This is a genomic window from Rhodococcus sp. MH15 (assembly GCF_019266045.1).
Lineage (GTDB): Bacteria > Actinomycetota > Actinomycetes > Mycobacteriales > Mycobacteriaceae > Rhodococcus_F > Rhodococcus_F qingshengii.
The window spans coordinates 271541-289443 of record NZ_LPNP01000061.1; the positions used below are offsets into that span (position 1 = coordinate 271541).

Annotated in this window: 17 protein-coding genes; 14 read left to right on the plus strand and 3 right to left on the minus strand. The window is 63.3% G+C overall.

The window, feature by feature from the left end; translation table 11 throughout:
* Positions 1-77 precede the first annotated feature (77 nt).
* From mptB to ATN37_RS09175, 5 genes are all read left to right on the plus strand, one after another.
* Complete coding sequence (mptB, locus tag ATN37_RS09155) at positions 78-1832, plus strand: polyprenol phosphomannose-dependent alpha 1,6 mannosyltransferase MptB (RefSeq protein WP_003944776.1); 1755 nt, start codon at positions 78-80, stop codon at positions 1830-1832.
* Positions 1829-2770, plus strand: a complete 942-nt coding sequence (locus tag ATN37_RS09160; RefSeq protein WP_007727917.1) for an ABC transporter ATP-binding protein — start codon at positions 1829-1831, stop codon at positions 2768-2770. The genes mptB and ATN37_RS09160 overlap by 4 nt, the downstream gene beginning before the upstream one ends.
* A 14-nt stretch (positions 2771-2784) precedes the next feature.
* Positions 2785-3621, plus strand: a complete 837-nt coding sequence (locus tag ATN37_RS09165; RefSeq protein ID WP_371684328.1) for an ABC transporter permease — start codon at positions 2785-2787, stop codon at positions 3619-3621.
* 47 nt (positions 3622-3668) lie between these two features.
* Positions 3669-5063, plus strand: a complete 1395-nt coding sequence (locus ATN37_RS09170; RefSeq protein WP_256933229.1) for a hypothetical protein — start codon at positions 3669-3671, stop codon at positions 5061-5063.
* Between the two features lie 146 nt (positions 5064-5209).
* Complete coding sequence (locus ATN37_RS09175) at positions 5210-6184, plus strand: heme A synthase (RefSeq protein WP_021332987.1); 975 nt, start codon at positions 5210-5212, stop codon at positions 6182-6184.
* A 63-nt stretch (positions 6185-6247) separates the two neighbouring features.
* Here the strand turns inward: ATN37_RS09175 and ATN37_RS09180 are convergent, their stop codons facing one another.
* Positions 6248-6610, minus strand: a complete 363-nt coding sequence (locus ATN37_RS09180; protein ID WP_003945032.1) for a hypothetical protein — start codon at positions 6608-6610, stop codon at positions 6248-6250.
* A gap of 83 nt (positions 6611-6693) precedes the next feature.
* On the opposite strand from ATN37_RS09180, the gene ATN37_RS09185 reads away from it, so the two are divergent.
* A complete protein-coding gene (locus tag ATN37_RS09185) occupies positions 6694-7659 on the plus strand; it encodes a quinone oxidoreductase (RefSeq protein ID WP_042445639.1) in 966 nt (321 codons plus the stop codon).
* Between the two features lie 56 nt (positions 7660-7715).
* Here the strand turns inward: ATN37_RS09185 and ATN37_RS09190 are convergent, their stop codons facing one another.
* Positions 7716-8699, minus strand: coding sequence for a heme o synthase (locus ATN37_RS09190; protein WP_003944994.1), 984 nt, complete (start codon positions 8697-8699; stop codon positions 7716-7718).
* A gap of 201 nt (positions 8700-8900) precedes the next feature.
* Here ATN37_RS09190 and tkt point away from each other — a divergent pair, with 201 nt between their 5' ends.
* From tkt to ATN37_RS09220, 6 genes are all read left to right on the plus strand, one after another.
* Entirely contained in the window at positions 8901-11003 is a 2103-nt protein-coding gene (gene tkt, locus ATN37_RS09195) for a transketolase (protein ID WP_218695039.1), read from the plus strand.
* Between the two features lie 5 nt (positions 11004-11008).
* Positions 11009-12133 carry a transaldolase gene (tal, locus tag ATN37_RS09200; protein ID WP_218695041.1) on the plus strand — a complete coding sequence of 375 codons (1125 nt, stop codon included), beginning with the start codon at positions 11009-11011 and terminating at the stop codon, positions 12131-12133.
* A gap of 4 nt (positions 12134-12137) precedes the next feature.
* On the plus strand, positions 12138-13682 hold the full coding sequence (zwf, locus tag ATN37_RS09205; RefSeq protein ID WP_030536404.1) for a glucose-6-phosphate dehydrogenase: 1545 nt from the start codon (positions 12138-12140) through the stop codon (positions 13680-13682).
* Positions 13682-14590, plus strand: a complete 909-nt coding sequence (gene opcA, locus ATN37_RS09210; RefSeq protein ID WP_003944921.1) for a glucose-6-phosphate dehydrogenase assembly protein OpcA — start codon at positions 13682-13684, stop codon at positions 14588-14590. The genes zwf and opcA overlap by 1 nt, the downstream gene beginning before the upstream one ends.
* Positions 14583-15323 carry a 6-phosphogluconolactonase gene (gene pgl, locus ATN37_RS09215; protein WP_218695043.1) on the plus strand — a complete coding sequence of 247 codons (741 nt, stop codon included), beginning with the start codon at positions 14583-14585 and terminating at the stop codon, positions 15321-15323. The genes opcA and pgl overlap by 8 nt, the downstream gene beginning before the upstream one ends.
* A gap of 325 nt (positions 15324-15648) precedes the next feature.
* The gene (locus ATN37_RS09220; RefSeq protein WP_204855812.1) at positions 15649-16572 is read left to right on the plus strand and encodes an SDR family oxidoreductase; all 924 of its coding nucleotides are present in this window, start codon (positions 15649-15651) and stop codon (positions 16570-16572) included.
* Positions 16573-16582: 10 nt separating this feature from the next.
* Here ATN37_RS09220 and ATN37_RS32480 read toward each other — a convergent pair whose 3' ends face one another.
* Positions 16583-16711: a hypothetical protein gene (locus ATN37_RS32480; RefSeq protein WP_256932255.1), complete on the minus strand. Its 129-nt coding sequence runs from the start codon at positions 16709-16711 to the stop codon at positions 16583-16585.
* Between the two features lie 67 nt (positions 16712-16778).
* On the opposite strand from ATN37_RS32480, the gene ATN37_RS09225 reads away from it, so the two are divergent.
* Together ATN37_RS09225 and ATN37_RS09230 are read left to right on the plus strand one after the other, a co-directional pair.
* Positions 16779-17123, plus strand: coding sequence for an iron chaperone (locus ATN37_RS09225; protein WP_218695045.1), 345 nt, complete (start codon positions 16779-16781; stop codon positions 17121-17123).
* Between the two features lie 33 nt (positions 17124-17156).
* Positions 17157-17879 carry an AAA family ATPase gene (locus ATN37_RS09230; protein WP_075833137.1) on the plus strand — a complete coding sequence of 241 codons (723 nt, stop codon included), beginning with the start codon at positions 17157-17159 and terminating at the stop codon, positions 17877-17879.
* Positions 17880-17903 lie beyond the last annotated feature (24 nt).

Here is a 17903-nt window from a genome sequence, read left to right on the forward strand (position 1 = left end):
ACATTCGGGAATATCCGGACAACGTACGTTGTTTGTGCTTGTCTGTCCGGCTGGATGGAGCCGCTACGCTGCCTGGTGTGCCGCAGACCCCCGAGAAGACGACGACCGCCCGATCGGCGCGCGCGATCCTGCTGGAAAAACCCAAGGCACTCGCGCTTTCCACAATCGGCGTTCGACCTTTCGGATCCGCTCCCCGGCAGAGTATGGCCGCGGTGCTGCACGGCGACGAGGACGAGCGCCCTGGCCTGAACGCGAAGGAAACCGCACAACTGCGAGGGATTCGCCGATTCGGCGCAACCGGCGCGGTCTTGATGGCAGTCGGAGCGCTCGGCGCCGGCGCACAACCCGTCCTGCAGAATCCGACCGCAGGACTTCGAGTCCTCAGCCTTCCCGGACGTATGCCGACGGTCTCACTCACCATGACGATGACCGGAACCGTGCTCGTCGTTCTGGCCTGGCTGATGATGGGCCGATTTGCAGTCGGGGACATACGCAGCCGTTCCGGCGCACCGCGGCGCATGACCCGTTCCCAGTTGGACCGCACACTCCTGCTGTGGATCCTGCCGCTCTCGGTCGCACCGCCGATGTTCAGCCGCGACGTCTACTCGTATCTGGCTCAAAGCGAAATCGCGGCCCGTGGACTCGATCCGTACGCCATCGGCCCCAAGGCGGCACTGGGCGTCGACCACGTTCTCACCCGCACGGTTCCGACGATCTGGCGCGACACCCCGGCTCCGTACGGTCCGTTCTTCCTGTGGCTGGGACGCGGGATCAGCTCACTGACCGGCGACAACATCGTGGCCGGAATCTTCTTGCACCGCTTGCTCGCATTGGCCGGCGTCGCGCTCATCGTGTGGGCGATACCGCGACTGGCCAAGCGATGCGGTGTCTCTGCCGTCAGTTCGCTCTGGCTCGGTGCCGCGAACCCGCTGTTGCTCTTCCACTTGGTGGCCGGCATCCACAACGAAGCACTCATGCTCGGGTTGATGCTCGCCGGAATCGAGATCGCTCTTCGCGCAGTCGAAGGGTCCGGGCCCATCCGTGGGCGAGCGCTGTTCTATCTCGTTGCGGGATCAGGTTTGATCGCATTGTCGTCGACCGTCAAAATTCCGTCCTTGCTTGCACTGGGATTTGTCGGCATGGCCTTGGCCCGGCGTTGGGGTGGAACCTGGAAAGCCCTGGCGGGAGCCGCGATTCTCCTGGGCATCGTTGCCGCTGTCGTCACGTTTGTCATCAGCGTGGCCAGTGGGCTCGGTATGGGTTGGATCAACACCCTCGACACCGCCACGGCAGTCCGGAGTTGGATGTCCATCCCGACGCTCCTGGGCGTCGGCACGGGATTGGCAGGCGTACTGCTCGGACTCGGCGATCACACGACGGCGATCCTCACGATCACGCGGCCCATCGCAACTCTCGTCGCCATGCTCGTCACCGCACGGATGATGATCTCGGTCTACATGGGCCGCATCCATCCGGTCGGCGGACTCGGCATCGCGCTCGGCGCGATCGTTCTCCTGTTCCCCGTCGTTCAGCCGTGGTACCTGCTGTGGGCGATCCTTCCGTTGGCGGCGTGGGCCACCGCGCCGATTTTCCGCATCCCTGCCGTCGTCTTCACCTCGATCGTCAGCGTCATGTTGATGTCCAACGGCGCCGAATACCTTCCGTTCATGATCGTGCAGGCCGTCATCGCGACCATCCTCACCGCCGGAACGCTCATCGTCTTCACCCGCAATTCACTCCCCTGGCGTAGCGACAAGCCAGTAGCGGAGATCACGAAAGGCGGACCGGTAGACGAAGACAACTCGGCGGGGGCTTACGCTGATTCCCCGTGACCTCGAGAGCCTCCAGATCGTCGACGCCGGCGGTACAGATCCAGGGTGTCGTCAAGTCCTTCGACGGTGTTCGAGCCGTCGACGGTATCGATCTCACTGTCGAGACGGCCCAGGTCGTTGCCCTGCTCGGCCCCAACGGAGCCGGTAAGACGACCACCGTCGAAATGTGCGAAGGTTTTGTCACCCCCGATGCCGGCACGGTTCGAGTGCTCGGTCTCGACCCCATCGCCGACTCCGGTGAAGTCCGCTCGCGAATCGGCGTCATGCTGCAGGGCGGCGGCGCGTACCCCGGGTCCAAGGCCGGGGAAATGCTCGACCTCGTGGCCGCATACTCGGCCGACCCGCTCGATCCCGCCTGGCTCCTTTCCAAACTCGGCCTCACCGATGCGCGCAAGACCCCGTACCGCCGCCTCTCCGGAGGCCAGCAGCAACGACTGTCACTGGCGTGCGCGCTGGTCGGCCGTCCCGAATTGGTATTTCTGGACGAACCCACCGCCGGCCTCGACGCTCAGGCACGTCTACTCGTGTGGGAACTCATCGACGCTCTGCGACGCGACGGCGTGAGCGTCCTGCTCACCACACACCTCATGGACGAGGCCGAAGCGCTCGCCGACGAACTGGTCATCATCGACCACGGCAAGATCGTCGCGTCGGGAACGCCGGCGGAGGTCACCAGCAAGGGCGCCGAAGGACAACTCCGTCTGACGACGGTTCCCGGTTTGAGCCTCGATTCGCTGGCCGGTTCACTCGCCGGGTTCCGCATCGAGGAATCCAACCCCGGCACCTACGTCGTCGAAGGTGCAATCGATCCGGCAACCGTGGCGACTGTCGCAACGTGGTGTGCCGATCAGGACGTGCTGATCAACGACATTCGCGTCGATCAACGGAGTCTGGAAGACGTCTTCCTCGAATTGACGGGCCGGGAACTGAGGGGATGACGGAGATCAAGGTCATGAACGAAACAGCGTCGAACGGCCAGAGCAGTCCCATCAGCGTTGCCAGAGACCGACGGCTCGCCGAGAACCGCTTCGAGCCAGGCACCTTCTCGCCGGATCCCCGCCCCAATTCGGCGGCCAAGATGCTGGCGGCGCAGACCAAACTGGAGCTGACTCTTCTGCTCCGCAACGGTGAGCAATTGCTGCTCACCATGTTCATCCCGATCACCCTGCTCATCGGACTGTGTCTACTTCCGATCGGCGATTTGGGCGATTCTCGGGTCGATACCGTGCTCCCTGGTGTCATGATGGTTGCCGTGATGTCGACGGCGTTCACCGGACAGGCCATCGCCGTCGGATTCGACCGCCGATACGGCGCGCTCAAGCGACTCGGTGCAACGCCGCTACCGCGGTGGGGAATCATCGCAGGCAAGAGCGCTGCCGTCATCATCGTCGTGGCGCTGCAGTCACTCTTGCTCGGCGCTATCGGTTTGGCGTTGGGATGGCGTCCGTCATTTGTCGAACTTGTACTCGGCGCAGTGGTCATTGCCATCGGTACTGTCACATTTGCAGCGCTTGGCCTACTGCTCGGCGGTACTTTGCGAGCAGAGATCGTTCTCGCTCTCGCCAACATCCTGTGGTTCATCATGGTGGGCATCGGCAGTGTGGTCTTCGCTAGTGGTGAACTCCCGACCGCCGTTCATACGCTGGTACGCATTGTTCCGTCCGGCGCTCTCGCACACGCACTCGAAGCGGCCCTCGACACCTCGATGGACTGGTTCTCGATTCTCGTACTTCTCATCTGGGCCGCAGTGGCCGGAGTCTGCGCAGCAAGGTGGTTCAAGTTCACGTGAGTACACGACGGACAGCTCAGATCGTCGGCTGTGTGGCCGCAACAGTCATGTTGTGTGCCGGACCCGCAACGGCGACCCCTTCGGTGTCCGGTCCACTCGCACCTGCAAATCCGTACCTCGGTCCCGTCGGTACTTCCACCATGCACGGTGACGCGGGCTCGTCCGACGTCACGCCGCTGCCTGGTCCAGGAACCGGCCCACACGAGGTGACAGCTTTCCCGATGATGGCCGCCTGCCCGACAGTCCTCCAGGGTTCCGACGGCATGATCGTCTCGCTCTGCACGACGATGATCGGCCAGATCCCGACCATCCATTTGATCGATCCGAAGGCCGACGCCACGCCGTTGGGTAGATCCGTAGCACAACTGCCGCTCGCGAAGGGCAGTCTGCTCGGCGGCGTCTACGCCTACCTCGACAACGAGAACCGTCTCGTAGCCGTCGACGGAAACCGTCAACTGGTCCGCATTTCCCATGCGCAGAATCCGGACGGCAGTTGGCGGCTGGAACTCGCGGATGTAGTCGATCTCAGTGGTGCGGTTGCCGCCGACGACAACGTCACCGGCCTCGCTCCGGACTGGGAAGGCAATGTCTGGTTCGCCACCGGGCACGGCACCGTCGGGTATGTCGGCGCGGATCGAATCGCGCACAGCATTGCACTCCCCGAAGGTGAACAGGTGCAGAACAGCATCTCCACCTCCCCGACGGGCACTGCCGTCGCAACGACCCACGCGCTCTACCAACTGAAGCGAAATGGCGACGAGGTCGTCATCGACTGGCGTCAGCCGTACGACCGCGGGCCGGCCCGTAATCCGGGTCAGCTCAGCTGGGGAACCGGATCGACGCCGACATACTTCGGCCCGTCGACGGGCAGCGATTTCTTGACCATCGTCGACAACGCCCACCCGACAGTGAGCTTGCATGTCTATCGCGCTGACACGGGCGCCGAGGTGTGCACGCAGCCGGTGTTGTCCGCTGCCAGCCAGGACGGCTCACCGAGCGGCAGCGAGAACTCCCCCGTCGGCATCGGTCATTCCGTCTACGTCGCCGGCACTTACGGATACCCGTACCCCACGACTCCTGAAGGTGCCGGTCCAGCGGTCCCCGCCACGGCACCCTTCAACGGCGGAATGACCCGCGTCGACATCGATCCGGTCGGCTGCCATGTCGTGTGGGACAACACGATTCGCAGCTCCGCGGTACCCCACCTCTCGACGGCTGACGGCTCGATTTACACGGTGACACGGGACGGTGCTCCGAACACCTCTCCGCTGGACGGTTACTCCTTCGCGGTGATCGACTCGAAGGACGGGTCGCAGATCGGTTCGACTCCCCTGCCGTCGACGATCCTCAACGACACCCTTCAGATGTCTGCACTCATCACCGAGTCGGGCGAGTACTTCCAGGGAACGATCTCGGGAATCGTGCGAGTTCGCGCGAACTGACGCGAGCTGGCCCCACGGCTGCGCAGTTCTGGTCTCGTCGAGTCGGGGCAGGCGCGGAGCGAGCTGGCCCCAACGACGCGGGGCAGGCGCGGAGCGAGCTGGCCCCAACGACACTGTGTAGTTGATGGGGAACTACGATCGTTGGCGTGGTGAATCGTGTGTATGCCGGATTTTTACGCTTGGTGGATCGACTACCTCTCCCCTCGCTGAAAACGCAGAAAATCATCGCGTTCATCGTGATCCTGACGCAGGGCGGCATCGCTGTCACCGGCGCGGTGGTGCGCGTGACGGACTCGGGACTCGGTTGCCCGACGTGGCCGCAGTGCTTCCCCGGTAGCTTCGTCCCGGTCGGCCACGGACAGGTCGCGGTGATTCACCAAGCCGTCGAGTTCGGCAACCGCCTGCTGACCTTCCTGGTCGTCATCGTCGCCGCTGCGATCGTGCTTGCGGTGACTCGCGCTCGCCGACGCAAAGAGGTGCTTGTCTACGCCTGGATGATGCCGCTCGGCACTGTCGTTCAGGCAGTGATCGGCGGTATCACCGTCCTCACAGGCTTGCTGTGGTGGACGGTCGCCATTCACCTGGTTGCGTCGATGCTGATGGTCTGGGTTGCCACGGTGATGTACGCGAAGATCGCGGAACCCGACGAAGCAACAACTCTGGTCGTGATGCCGAAGCCGTTGCGCTGGCTTACCGCGCTGTCAGGTGTCGCGCTCGCCGGCGTTTTGGTCGCTGGAACTCTCGTAACGGGCGCAGGCCCGCACGCCGGCGACAAGGGACTGGACCGGACGGTGCCTCGCCTGGAGATCGAGATCGTGACGCTCGTCCATCTGCACTCACAGCTTCTGGTCGGATATCTCGCGCTGGTCGTGGGTCTGACCTTCGGCCTGTATGCGGTCGGGACATCCGCAGCCGTGAAGATCCGTCTGAAGGTCCTGCTGGGATTGATCCTCGCGCAGTCGCTCATCGGTGTCGTGCAGTACTTCACCGATGTGCCGGAAGTTCTGGTGATCATGCACGTCGCCGGTGCAGGACTGTGCACGGCTGCGACCGCAGCAGTTTGGGCTGCGGGTAAGACCCGCCAGTACACGCCGACCAATTCGCCGATACCAGCTGTCTGACGCTTCAAGACACGTGTGGGGCGTAGGAACACCAAAAGGTGTTCCTACGCCCCACACGTCATTTCAGGATTCGTTGCGAGCTTTCGGGAACCGAGTCTGGTTTGCGACCCAACCGGCCATCTTCTTGAAATGGCCTTCCTGCGGGGTGACGATGCTCGTCAGTTCGCGCTCCCACTCGGCGACGGTGACGTTGTCGAAGGACGCGACGACCGCGTTTGCCGTGGCGAGGTCCTCGACGACCTGATCACCGAGGATGCCGTCGGCACCTACGAGGGTGATGCGAACGCCGGCCAGGCCGACCGGCTGGATGACGGCGCTGGCGGAGCCGCCGTGCTCGGCGACGAACTTGGTGATGGCGTTCACCGTGGACTTCGGCAGTTCCGGCGCGGACGGGGTGGCGTCCGACTTCTCGGTATCGGTGCTCATGACTCGACAATACTGGTCGGTAGCCCGGAAGCGACACCAGGCATGGACTGAGCGTCGGCCGCCTCGGGTGTAGAACAGAAACCATGCGAGCCATCTACGTGACCGAGACCGGCGGACCAGACGTTCTGACTCTGACCGAACAACCCGAACCGACACCCGGCCCAGGCGATCTACTCGTCAAGACCGAAGCGATCGGCATCAATTTCATCGACACGTACTTCCGAATGGGCCAGTACAAGCGTCCGCTCCCCTACATTCCCGGCGACGAGGGCAGCGGTGTCGTCGAAGCTGTCGGCTCCGACGTCTCCGAATTCTCCGTGGGCGACCGGGTCGCGTGGGCCGCTGCCACTGGCAGCTATGCCGAGAAGGTGGCTGTTCCCGCCGCAGTCGCAGTGAAAGTGCCTGACGGTGTCCCGGCATCGGCCGCAGCGTCGGCGCTCCTGCAGGGGATGACGGCGCACTACCTCGCGAAGTCGACGTATCCGATCCAGAGCGGCGACACCGTGCTCGTGCACGCAGGCGCGGGCGGCGTCGGGTTGATCCTGACGCAGATGGCCGTCAGCCTCGGGGCGAAGGTCATCACGACTGTGTCATCGGATGCAAAGGAAGAACTCTCGCGTGGCGCGGGCGCCGCGGAGGTCCTGCGGTACGACGAGGACATCGCAGCGCGAGTCCGGGAGTTGACCGGCGGCGAAGGAGTAGCGGCGGCATACGACGGCGTCGGTGCGACAACTTTTGATTCGAGCTTGGCTTCCGTGCGCATCCGCGGCACGGTCGCTTTGTTCGGTGCGGCCAGTGGACCGGTTCCGCCTGTCGACCCGCAGCGGCTCAATTCGTCGGGTTCACTGTTCCTGACGCGTCCGACGCTCGCGCATCACATTCGCACTCGAGAGGAACTGACCTGGCGTGCCGGCGATGTCTTCGACGCCATTGCAGCCGGGAAACTCGATATTCGCGTCGGCGCCGAGTATCCCCTCGCCGACGCGGCAACAGCCCATCGGGATCTGGAAGGTAGAGCAACGACCGGGTCGATCGTTCTGATTCCCTAGCGAAGTGCTGTGCGCCTTTATTAACCGCCCGCGGTTAATAAAGGCGCACAGCAGAATCAGCTGAGCATGTCGCTGATCGTCTGGAGTCCGAGAACCGAGTCGACGGCGAGGCCGACGAACACGATCGCAAGATAGTTGTTGGACTGCAGGAACAGGCGTAGCGGTTTGACCTGAGCACCACCGCGAACGCTGCGGTACAGCTGATGTGCCATGAGCAGGAACCACGCACCGGCAACGATGGTGATGGCGGCGTAGATGACTCCCGATGCGGGCACGAGGACAAGCGTCGTGACGACCATTGCCCAGCTGTAGAACAGGATCTGCTTGGTGACGTGCTCTTCGGTGGCGATCACCGGAAGCATGGGAACACCGGCAGCTTTGTAGTCCTCTTTGTATCGCATCGCCAGCGCCCAGGTGTGCGGCGGCGTCCAGAAGAAGATGATCAGGAACAGCACGACGGGCTGCCAGCTCAGTGAACCGGTGACAGCGGCCCAGCCCACGAGGACGGGCATACATCCGGCTGCGCCACCCCAGATGACGTTCTGCCAGGTACGACGCTTGAGAACCATCGTGTAGATGAGGACGTAGAACGCGATCGTGATCACGACGAGGATGCCGGCCAGGAGGTTGGCTCGCCACCACAGCCACAGGAACGACGCGAGTCCGAGAAGAAGTCCGAAGACGAGTGCGTTACGGGTCGGCACCGCCTCGCGGGCCAACGGACGCTTCGCGGTGCGCTTCATGACCTTGTCGATGTCGGCGTCGACGACGCAGTTGAGCGAGTTCGCACTCGCCGCGCCCATCCAGCCACCGAAGAGGGTGCTGAGGATCAGAACGATGTCGACCGTTCCGCGATCTGCCAGCAGCATTGCCGGAATGGTTGCCACCAACAGCAATTCGATAACTCGCGGCTTCGTGAGCGCGATATAAGCCAGAACCTTGCCCGTTGCGCGACCCCACACCGTATCGGTATTGGTCGCCCGCGGGGCGGCACCTGGGCTGCCGAAGCCATGTCCGCTCGGCTGTTGCCCTGTCCGCACGTTCTCTCCTTGCACCACGCGTTACCGCACTAACTGTTCACGACACACTGCTGACACTGTCCTCTACTACGAACGATGGTAGACCGCAGCCATTGAGGAACCGAATCGACCCGGACAGCCAGGACCATTAGGCTGGGTTACGCAGTGGAGGGACACCCCACCCTCGCAATCCACGTACACCATGTCAGGAGACATCTGCCAGTGTCGATCACAGACGAGATCCACGTCCTCACGCAACCCGTCCACCCCTCGGACTGGACCGACCTGGACACCAAGGCTGTCGATACCGCCCGCGTGCTCGCCGCCGACGCGGTTCAGAAGGTCGGCAACGGCCATCCCGGAACTGCAATGAGCTTGGCGCCGTTGGCATACACCCTCTTTCAGCGCATCATGCGCCACGATCCTTCGGATGCAGAATGGGTCGGCCGTGACCGCTTCGTTCTTTCCTGTGGCCATTCGTCCTTGACGCTGTACACCCAGCTCTACCTCTCGGGGTACGGTCTCGAGCTTGCTGACCTCGAAGCTCTCCGCACATGGGGCGCACTGACCCCCGGTCACCCCGAGGTAGGCCACACCGTCGGCGTCGAGATGACCACCGGTCCGCTCGGCCAGGGCCTTGCGTCCGCAGTCGGCATGGCCATGGCTGCGCGTCGTGAGCGCGGGCTGTTCGATCCGGAGACCCCGGTCGGCTCCTCCCCCTTCGACCATCACATCTACGTGATCGCGTCCGACGGTGACATCGAGGAAGGCGTCACCTCCGAGGCGTCGTCTCTCGCGGGTGTCCAGGAACTGGGCAACCTGATCGTCTTCTACGACGACAACAAGATCTCCATCGAGCACGACACCGCCATCGCTCTCGGCGAAGATGTCGGAAAGCGCTACGAGGCGTACGGCTGGCACGTTCAGCACGTCGAGGGCGGCGAGAACGTCTCCGGCATCCTCGACGCGGTTGCCGCAGCCAAGGCCGTCGTCGATCGTCCGTCCATCATCTTGCTCCGCACCATCATCGGTTTCCCGGCGCCGAAGAAGATGAACACCGGCGACGTTCACGGCTCCGCACTCGGTGCCGACGAAGTCGCCGCGGTCAAGGAAGCCCTCGGGTTCGATCCGAGCAAGTCCTTCGACGTCGACGCCGACGCTCTGGCTCACGCCCGTGAGGTCGTCTCGCGCGGAGCCGACGCACACAAGGCATGGCAGGTCGAGTTCGACGCGTGGGCCGCACGTGAGTCCGAGCGCAAGGAACTCTTCGACCGCCTGTTCGCCGGTGAGTTCCCCGCCGGCTGGGCCGACGCTCTCCCGACCTACGAAGCCGACGCCAAGGGCGTTGCGACTCGCAAGGCCTCCGGTTCGGCACTCAACGCGCTCGGACCGATCCTGCCCGAACTGTGGGGCGGTTCCGCCGACCTCGCCGGCAGCAACAACACCACCATCAAGGGCGCAGATTCGTTCGGCCCCTTCTCCATCTCCACCAGCGACTGGACTGCGCAGCCTTACGGCCGCACGCTCCACTTCGGTATCCGTGAGCACGCGATGGGCTCGATCCTCAACGGCATCGCGCTGCACGGGCCCACCCGTCCGTACGGCGGAACCTTCATGGTCTTCTCCGACTACATGCGTCCGGCGGTTCGCCTGGCCGCACTGATGAAGACTGCCGTCACCTACGTCTGGACCCACGACTCCATCGGTCTCGGCGAAGACGGCCCGACTCACCAGCCGGTCGAGCACCTCGCTGCTCTTCGTGCGATCCCGAACCTCGCCGTCGTCCGCCCGGGTGACGCCAACGAGACCTCGTTCGCATGGCAGGCAGCACTCGAGAACAAGACGGGCCCGACGGCTCTGGCGCTCACCCGCCAGGACATCCCGGTTCTCGAAGGCACCAAGGAGAAGGCTGCCGAAGGCGTCAAGCGCGGCGCTTACGTCCTCGTCGACGCTGCCAACGGTTCGCCCGAGGTCATCTTGCTTGCGACCGGTTCCGAACTGCATCTGGCCACCGAGGCTCGCGAGACCCTCGAAGCTCAGGGCGTCGCAACCCGCGTCGTTTCCGTGCCGTGCCTCGACTGGTTCCTCGAGCAGGATCAGGCGTACCGCGACGAGGTCATTCCGCCCGCCGTCCGCGCACGCGTGTCCGTCGAAGCCGGTATCGCAATGCCGTGGTGGCGCATCCTCGGCGACGCCGGTCAGGCCGTCTCGCTCGAGCACTACGGCGCTTCCGCCGATTACAAGACCTTGTTCCGGGAGTTCGGCATCACTGCCGACGCGACTGTCGAAGCCGCGCAGCGCTCCCTCGCAGCTGTGAAGGGATGATCGCGATGACACAGAACGTGAATACCGAAAAGCTCTCCTCTGCAGGCGTTTCCATCTGGCTCGACGACCTCTCGCGGGATCGCATCCAGTCCGGCAACCTGCAGAACCTCATCGACACGAAGTCGATCGTGGGTGTCACGACCAACCCGTCGATCTTCCAGGCGGCACTGTCCAAGGGATCGGCGTACGACGCTCAGGTCCGTGAGCTCGCACAGCGCGGCGCCGATGTCGACGCCACCATCACCGCGGTGACCACCGACGACGTGCGTGCTGCGTGCGACATCCTGGCTCCGCAGTTCGAGGCGTCGAACGGCGTCGACGGCCGCGTGTCCATCGAAGTCGATCCTCGCCTGGCACACGACACCGACGCCACCGTCGCGCAGGCGATCGAGCTGCACAAGATCGTCGATCGTCCGAACGTCCTGATCAAGATCCCCGCGACGCTGGCAGGCATTCCCGCCATCGCCAAGGTGATCGGTGAGGGCATCAGCGTCAACGTCACCTTGATCTTCTCGGTCGAGCGCTACGAGGCAGTCATGGGCGCATACCTGGAAGGTCTGGACACCGCCAAGGCTGCCGGCCGCGACATCTCGTCCATCGAGTCGGTCGCCTCGTTCTTCGTCTCCCGCGTGGATTCCGAGATCGACAACCGCCTCACGGCAATCGGCACGCCGGAAGCCCTCGAGCTTCGTGGCAAGGCTGCACTCGCAAACGCGCGTCTGGCGTACAACGCGTACCAGCAGATCTTCGAGGTGCAGCCGCGCTTCCAGGCTCTTCTGTCCGACGGCGCCAAGGCTCAGCGTCCGCTGTGGGCGTCGACCGGCGTGAAGAACCCGGATTACCCCGACACTCTCTACGTCACCGAGTTGGTTGCGCCGAACACGGTCAACACCATGCCGGAGAAGACGCTCGACGCTCTCGCCGACCACGGCGAGATCACCGGCGACACGATCTCGGGCACCGCTCAGGAGTCACAGGCGGTCTTCGATCAGCTCGCTGCAGTCGGCATCGATCTTGCGGACGTGTTCAAGGTCCTCGAGACAGAGGGCGTCGACAAGTTCGAGGTGTCCTGGAACGAGTTGCTCGACGCAACCGCCGAGCAGCTCCGCGCAGCAACCCAGAAGAGCTGAGCCTGTGAGCGATTCCGCGGCGGCATCAGATTGGGTGAATCCCCTTCGGGACAGCACCGACAAACGGCTTCCGCACATTGCGGGGCCCTGCGCCCTGGTGATTTTCGGTGTTACCGGCGACCTTGCCAGGCGCAAGCTCATGCCCGCCATCTACGACCTCGCCAACCGTGGACTGTTGCCGCCCGGATTCGCTCTGGTCGGGTTCGCCCGGCGTGACTGGACGGACGAGGACTTCACGAACGTCGTCCTCGAAGCAGTCAAGGACGGCGCTCGCACCAAGTTCCGTCAGGACGTCTGGGAGAGGCTCGCCGAAGGTATCCGGTTCGTGGAGGGCAGTTTCGACGAGGCCGAGGCCTTCCAGAACCTGTCCGACACGTTGGCCACGCTCGACAACGAACGTGGTATCGGCGGCAATCACGGTTTCTACCTTGCGATTCCGCCCAACGCGTTTCCTCAGGTGCTCGAGCAACTGTCGGCGTCGGGCCTCGCGCAGGCCGAGGACGGTCAGTGGCGACGAGTCGTCATCGAGAAGCCGTTCGGCCACGACCTCGAGAGCGCTCGCGAACTGAACGCCGTCGTCAACAAGGTGTTCCCCGAGGACACGGTCTTCCGTATCGACCACTACCTCGGTAAGGAAACCGTCCAGAACATTCTGGCTCTGCGCTTCGCGAACCAGTTGTTCGATCCGATCTGGAACGCGCACTACGTCGACCACGTTCAGATCACGATGGCCGAGGACATCGGCCTCGGTGGACGCGCGGGGTACTACGACGGCATCGGCGCGGCCCGTGACGTGATCCAGAACCACCTGCTGCAGTTGCTCGCGTTCACGGCGATGGAAGAACCCATCAGCTTCGAGCCGCTCAATCTGCAGGCGGAGAAGATCAAGGTCCTCTCGGCCACTCGCCTTGCCGAGCCCCTCGACGAGACCACCGCACGCGGCCAGTACGCGGGCGGCTGGCAGGGTGGGCTGCCGGTGGTCGGACTCCTCGAAGAAGACGGCTTCGCAGCGGACTCCATCACGGAGACCTTTGCCGCCATCACCCTAGAGGTCGACACCCGCCGCTGGGCGGGTGTGCCGTTCTACCTGCGCACGGGCAAACGACTCGGACGCCGTGTCACCGAGATCGCGGTGGTGTTCAAACGTGCACCGCACCTACCGTTCGACAAGACGATGACCGAAGACCTCGGCCAGAACGCTCTGGTCATCCGCGTGCAGCCCGACGAGGGCGTCACCATGCGGTTCGGTTCGAAGGTTCCCGGATCGAGCATGGAAGTCCGTGACGTCAACATGGACTTCTCGTACGGCCAGGCTTTCACCGAGTCGTCACCGGAGGCGTACGAGCGACTCATTCTCGACGTGTTGCTCGGTGAGCCGTCCCTCTTCCCGGTCAACGCCGAAGTCGAATTGTCTTGGGAAATCCTCGATCCCGTCCTCGAACACTGGGCAGCCGGCGGCAAGCCGGAACCCTACGAGGCTGGAACGTGGGGACCACCGTCTGCGGACGAAATGATGCAACGCACCGGACGCGAATGGAGGCGACCCTAGTGATTCTCGATTTGCCCTCCACCACCACGGTCCAGGTCAGCAAGAAACTGGTCGAGGTGCGTAAGACCGGCGGCGCTGTCACCTTGGGGCGAGTGCTGACGCTCGTCGTCTGCACCAGGGACACCGGGAATGCCGAGGAAGCCATCGAGGCCGCCAACGAAGCCAGCCGCGAGCACCCTTGCCGCGTCATCGTGCTCCTGCGTGGCGACGAGCAGAGTGAGCCCAGGCTCGATGCTCAGATCCGTGTCGGCGGGGACGCCGGCGCCTCGGAGGTTGTCGTGCTGCGTCTCTACGGTCCCCTGGCGGACCACGAGAGCAGCGTCGTCATCCCGTTCCTGCTCCCCGATACACCGGTAGTCGCGTGGTGGCCCCTCGAGGCACCCGAGATTCCAGCCAAGGATCCCGTCGGGAAGCTCGCGATACGGCGCATCACCGATGCCACCGGCGCCCCCGATCCGACCGCCACCATCAAGGGGCGACTCGCGTCGTACACCGCCGGCGATACCGATCTCGCCTGGAGTCGCGTCACCTACTGGCGCGCGCTCCTCGCGTCGGCTCTCGATCAGCCGCCGCACGAGAAGATCACCTCAGCGGTGGTCTCCGGTCTCAAAACCGAACCGGCACTGGATATTCTCGCCGGTTGGTTGGCGGCCAAGATCGACGGTCCGGTCATTCGACGTACGGGTGAGCTGACGGTCGAGTTGAAGCTCGAGACCCGCAGTATCTCCATCAGTCGTCCGCAGGAGGGCACGACCGCAACGTTGATCCGCACCGGTCAGCCTGACGCGCTGGTTTCTCTGGGTCGTCGAGAGACACGCGATTGCCTCGCCGAGGAATTGCGTCGGCTCGATCCGGACGAGATCTACGAAGAAGCTCTGGCCGGATTGGAGAAGGTGACCTATGAGTGATGTTGTCGTGGAGAAGTTTTCCGACGCCGGCCAACTTGTCGACGCTGCCGCCGCACGCCTGGTCACGACCATCGTCGATGCCCAGAAGGCTCGCGGGTTTGCGTCCATCGTGCTGACTGGCGGTGGAACCGGCATCGCACTTCTCGAGAAGTTGCGTGAAGCTCCCGGCGACATCGACTGGTCGCAGATCGATCTGTACTGGGGCGACGAACGGTTCCTGCCGTCCGGCGATCCCGAGCGAAACGAAGTGCAAGCACGTGAGGCGCTTATCGATCATGTGCCGGTCGATCCCGACAGGGTACATGCGATGGCCGCATCCGACGGTATCTACGACGGTGATCCACACGGGGCGGCGACGGCGTACGAACAACTGCTGGGCGCTCAGGCACACGGGAATCAGGTTCCGACGTTCGACGTGCACCTGCTCGGTATGGGCGGCGAAGGACACGTCAACTCGTTGTTCCCGCACACCGACGCTGTTCGCGAAGAAGCGCGTTTCGTAGTCGCGGTGACGGACTCCCCCAAGCCGCCACCGGTGCGGATCACCCTCACGTTGCCTGCTGTTCGGCGAGCCAAAGAGGTCTGGCTGCTCGTCTCGGGTGCTGCAAAGGCCGAGGCCGTTGCCAAAGCCGTCGGAGGTGCTTCGGCCGACGACTGGCCGTCCGCCGGCGCCACCGGTTTGGTTGCGACACGTTGGTTCCTCGATACGGACGCTGCCTCGCAGCTTCCCTGATCTGATTTCACAGATCTGATTTCACACCGGTCGGGAATCGTCTTCGGGCGATTCCCGGCTTGGTGGTACGTCGACGACTTTCTCACCGTGGCGACTTTCGACTACCCGCCGAGTCCGGATCCGATGCGAATTTCCTTTTGACGGAACGGAACTCAATCCCGAGATCCCGTTTCTCCAACCGGCACTGCGCCCCACACAACGATTCATCTCTCCCCCTGCCTCCTTCATCCGAGTGATTACTACCTTGGACGCCGCGAAGTAAGGTTCGGTTCCGCAGATCGCTTTCACTCTTGAACGAATCAATCCAGGCGAGAACAATCGAACAATGTCGTGGACACCGAATCCGGACGCACTTCGCGGGCGAGTGGCTGTAGTTGCCGGGGCGACGAGGGGCGCCGGACGCGGAATCGCCGCGGCCTTGGGCGAGGCCGGTGCAACCGTCATCTGCACTGGCCGGAGCACATCTGCCGGAATTCTTCAGTCGGACTATCCGCGCGGAGAGACCATCGAAGAGACGGCAGAGTTGGTCACTGAGCTGGGCGGCGTCGGCGTGCCGATTGCCGTCGATCATCTCAAGAGCAAACAAGTGGCTGATCTCGCCGAACGCTTGCGAATCGACTATCACCATATCGACATCTTGGTCAACGACATCTGGGGCGCGGAATTACTCAAGGGTGGGCCGGCGGAGTGGAACATGCCGGTATGGGAACACGATCTGGACAAGGGGTTTCACATCTTGCGTCTGGCGATCGACACCCACATCACCACGTCGCACCACCTCCTGCCGCTCATGACCGATCGGCCAGGCGGACTGGTCGCCGAAATAACCGATGGCACTACCGAATACAACGCATCGAACTATCGCATCTCGGTGTTCTACGACTTGGCCAAGGTGTCCGTGAACAGGCTCGCATTTTCGCAAGGCCACGAACTTGCCCCGTTCGGCTGTACTGCCGTCGCCATCACTCCCGGGTTCCTGCGATCGGAGATGATGCTCGAGAATTTTGGTGTCGGCGAATCGAATTGGCGTGACGCTTTGTTGCCGGAGCGGGATGGTCCGACTGCGCCCGCGGATTTCGCACGCTCCGAGTCACCAAGATTCATCGGACGTGCGATCGCGGCCATCGCTGCCGATCCGAATCGACAGCGATGGAATCAGCGATCGGTCAGTTCAGGCGAACTCGGAACGGAATACGGGTTCACCGACGCGGACGGCAGCCGCCCCGATTTCTGGCATTACCAACGCTGAACGTGACTAGTCAACGATCTTCCGACGAGCCGTCTACCTCGCGGTAAGACCACCCCCACAGAAAGCGCCTTGCGTTGGTCAGGTAGGCGCGCAGATGCGTGAGCATGCCGGCGAACTCCCAAGGTTCCAGATTTTTCATACCTAATGGTCTCATTTGTCCCCCAAGTCGCCGCAATTGGGAGTCGGAGCGCGATTATGATCCGCGCATGGCCGAATTCGCGACGATCAACGAATACATCGCTTCGTTTCCCACCGACGTGCAACCAGCCCTCGAGAGTATCCGCGAGACGATTCACAACACGGTTCCAGGCCTCGATGAGACCATCAGCTATCAGATGCCGACCATGACGGTGAACGGAAAGAACCTGATTCACTTCGCGGGCTGGAAAAACCACATCTCGATGTACCCGCTCCCGGCGAGTGATGCAGAGTTCGAGAAGTCCGTCGACCCGTACCGGGCTGCGAAATCAACGGTGAAGTTCCCGCTGAACAAACCGATCCCTCTCGACCTCGTGGCCCGAATCGTCGAATTGCTCGCGCAGCGCCACTAGCTCCAGTTTCCCGTCGGAGCCCTGTGAGAGCGTATGGCCGTGCAGAGACAACCCATCCGACGCATCAAGACCGGGACATCGTCAGGCGCTGACGTAGGCAGCTGGCCGATGACGGTACCCGCTGTTGCGCAGATCGTTCAGGACGGTCTCGAACTTCCACCGGGTGTCACCATTCTGGTCGGCGAAAACGGAGCGGGAAAGTCGACCGTCATCGAAATTCTTGCCGCCGTTCTCGGTCTCAATGCCGAAGGCGGGTCGACCAATACGCGGCATCAGACTCGATCGAGTGAACCGGGCGGCCTCGACCTTGTGGTCGAGCGGAGTCCCGGAGCATCGAAGTGGGCGTACTACCTCCGAGACGAAACCCTGCACGGTTTGTACACGTACTTGGAGGACAACCCCAATCCCAAGCGACCTGAACCGCTTTACCATCACCTCTCCCACGGTGAGGCGCTGCTCGAGATCCTGTCGTCGAGGACCGCCGACGGCGGCTTCTATCTCATCGACGAACCCGATGCCGCACTCTCCTTCCAAGGGACCCTGACACTGGCCGCGCTGCTCGGCGAGCTGGTGGAATCCGGCGCGCAGGCGGTGATCGCGACGCACTCGCCGATCATCGCGGCGCTGCCGAACGCCAACCTGCTCGAGATCGGAGAATGGGGAATCCGAGCCTCGAGCTGGGAGGACCTCGATCTGGTGTCGAACTGGCAGCGGTTCCTTCACGACCCGCACACGTACCTGCGCCATCTGATCTAACCTGGAACTCCACCCCAGGAGGCC

Bases quoted from the DNA above. Each gene is read 5' to 3' on its own strand.
- ATN37_RS09225 (WP_218695045.1), top strand. From the start codon at position 16,779: ATGGCCGAATTCGCGACGATCAACGAATACATCGCTTCGTTTCCCACC.
- ATN37_RS09170 (WP_256933229.1), top strand. From the start codon at position 3,669: ATGTTGTGTGCCGGACCCGCAACGGCGACCCCTTCGGTGTCCGGTCCA.
- ATN37_RS32480 (WP_256932255.1), bottom strand. From the start codon at position 16,711: ATGAAAAATCTGGAACCTTGGGAGTTCGCCGGCATGCTCACGCATCTG.
- ATN37_RS09230 (WP_075833137.1), top strand. From the start codon at position 17,157: ATGGCCGTGCAGAGACAACCCATCCGACGCATCAAGACCGGGACATCG.
- ATN37_RS09180 (WP_003945032.1), bottom strand. From the start codon at position 6,610: ATGAGCACCGATACCGAGAAGTCGGACGCCACCCCGTCCGCGCCGGAA.
- ATN37_RS09165 (WP_371684328.1), top strand. From the start codon at position 2,785: ATGAACGAAACAGCGTCGAACGGCCAGAGCAGTCCCATCAGCGTTGCC.
- ATN37_RS09185 (WP_042445639.1), top strand. From the start codon at position 6,694: ATGCGAGCCATCTACGTGACCGAGACCGGCGGACCAGACGTTCTGACT.
- pgl (WP_218695043.1), top strand. From the start codon at position 14,583: ATGAGTGATGTTGTCGTGGAGAAGTTTTCCGACGCCGGCCAACTTGTC.
- tal (WP_218695041.1), top strand. From the start codon at position 11,009: ATGACACAGAACGTGAATACCGAAAAGCTCTCCTCTGCAGGCGTTTCC.
- ATN37_RS09220 (WP_204855812.1), top strand. From the start codon at position 15,649: ATGTCGTGGACACCGAATCCGGACGCACTTCGCGGGCGAGTGGCTGTA.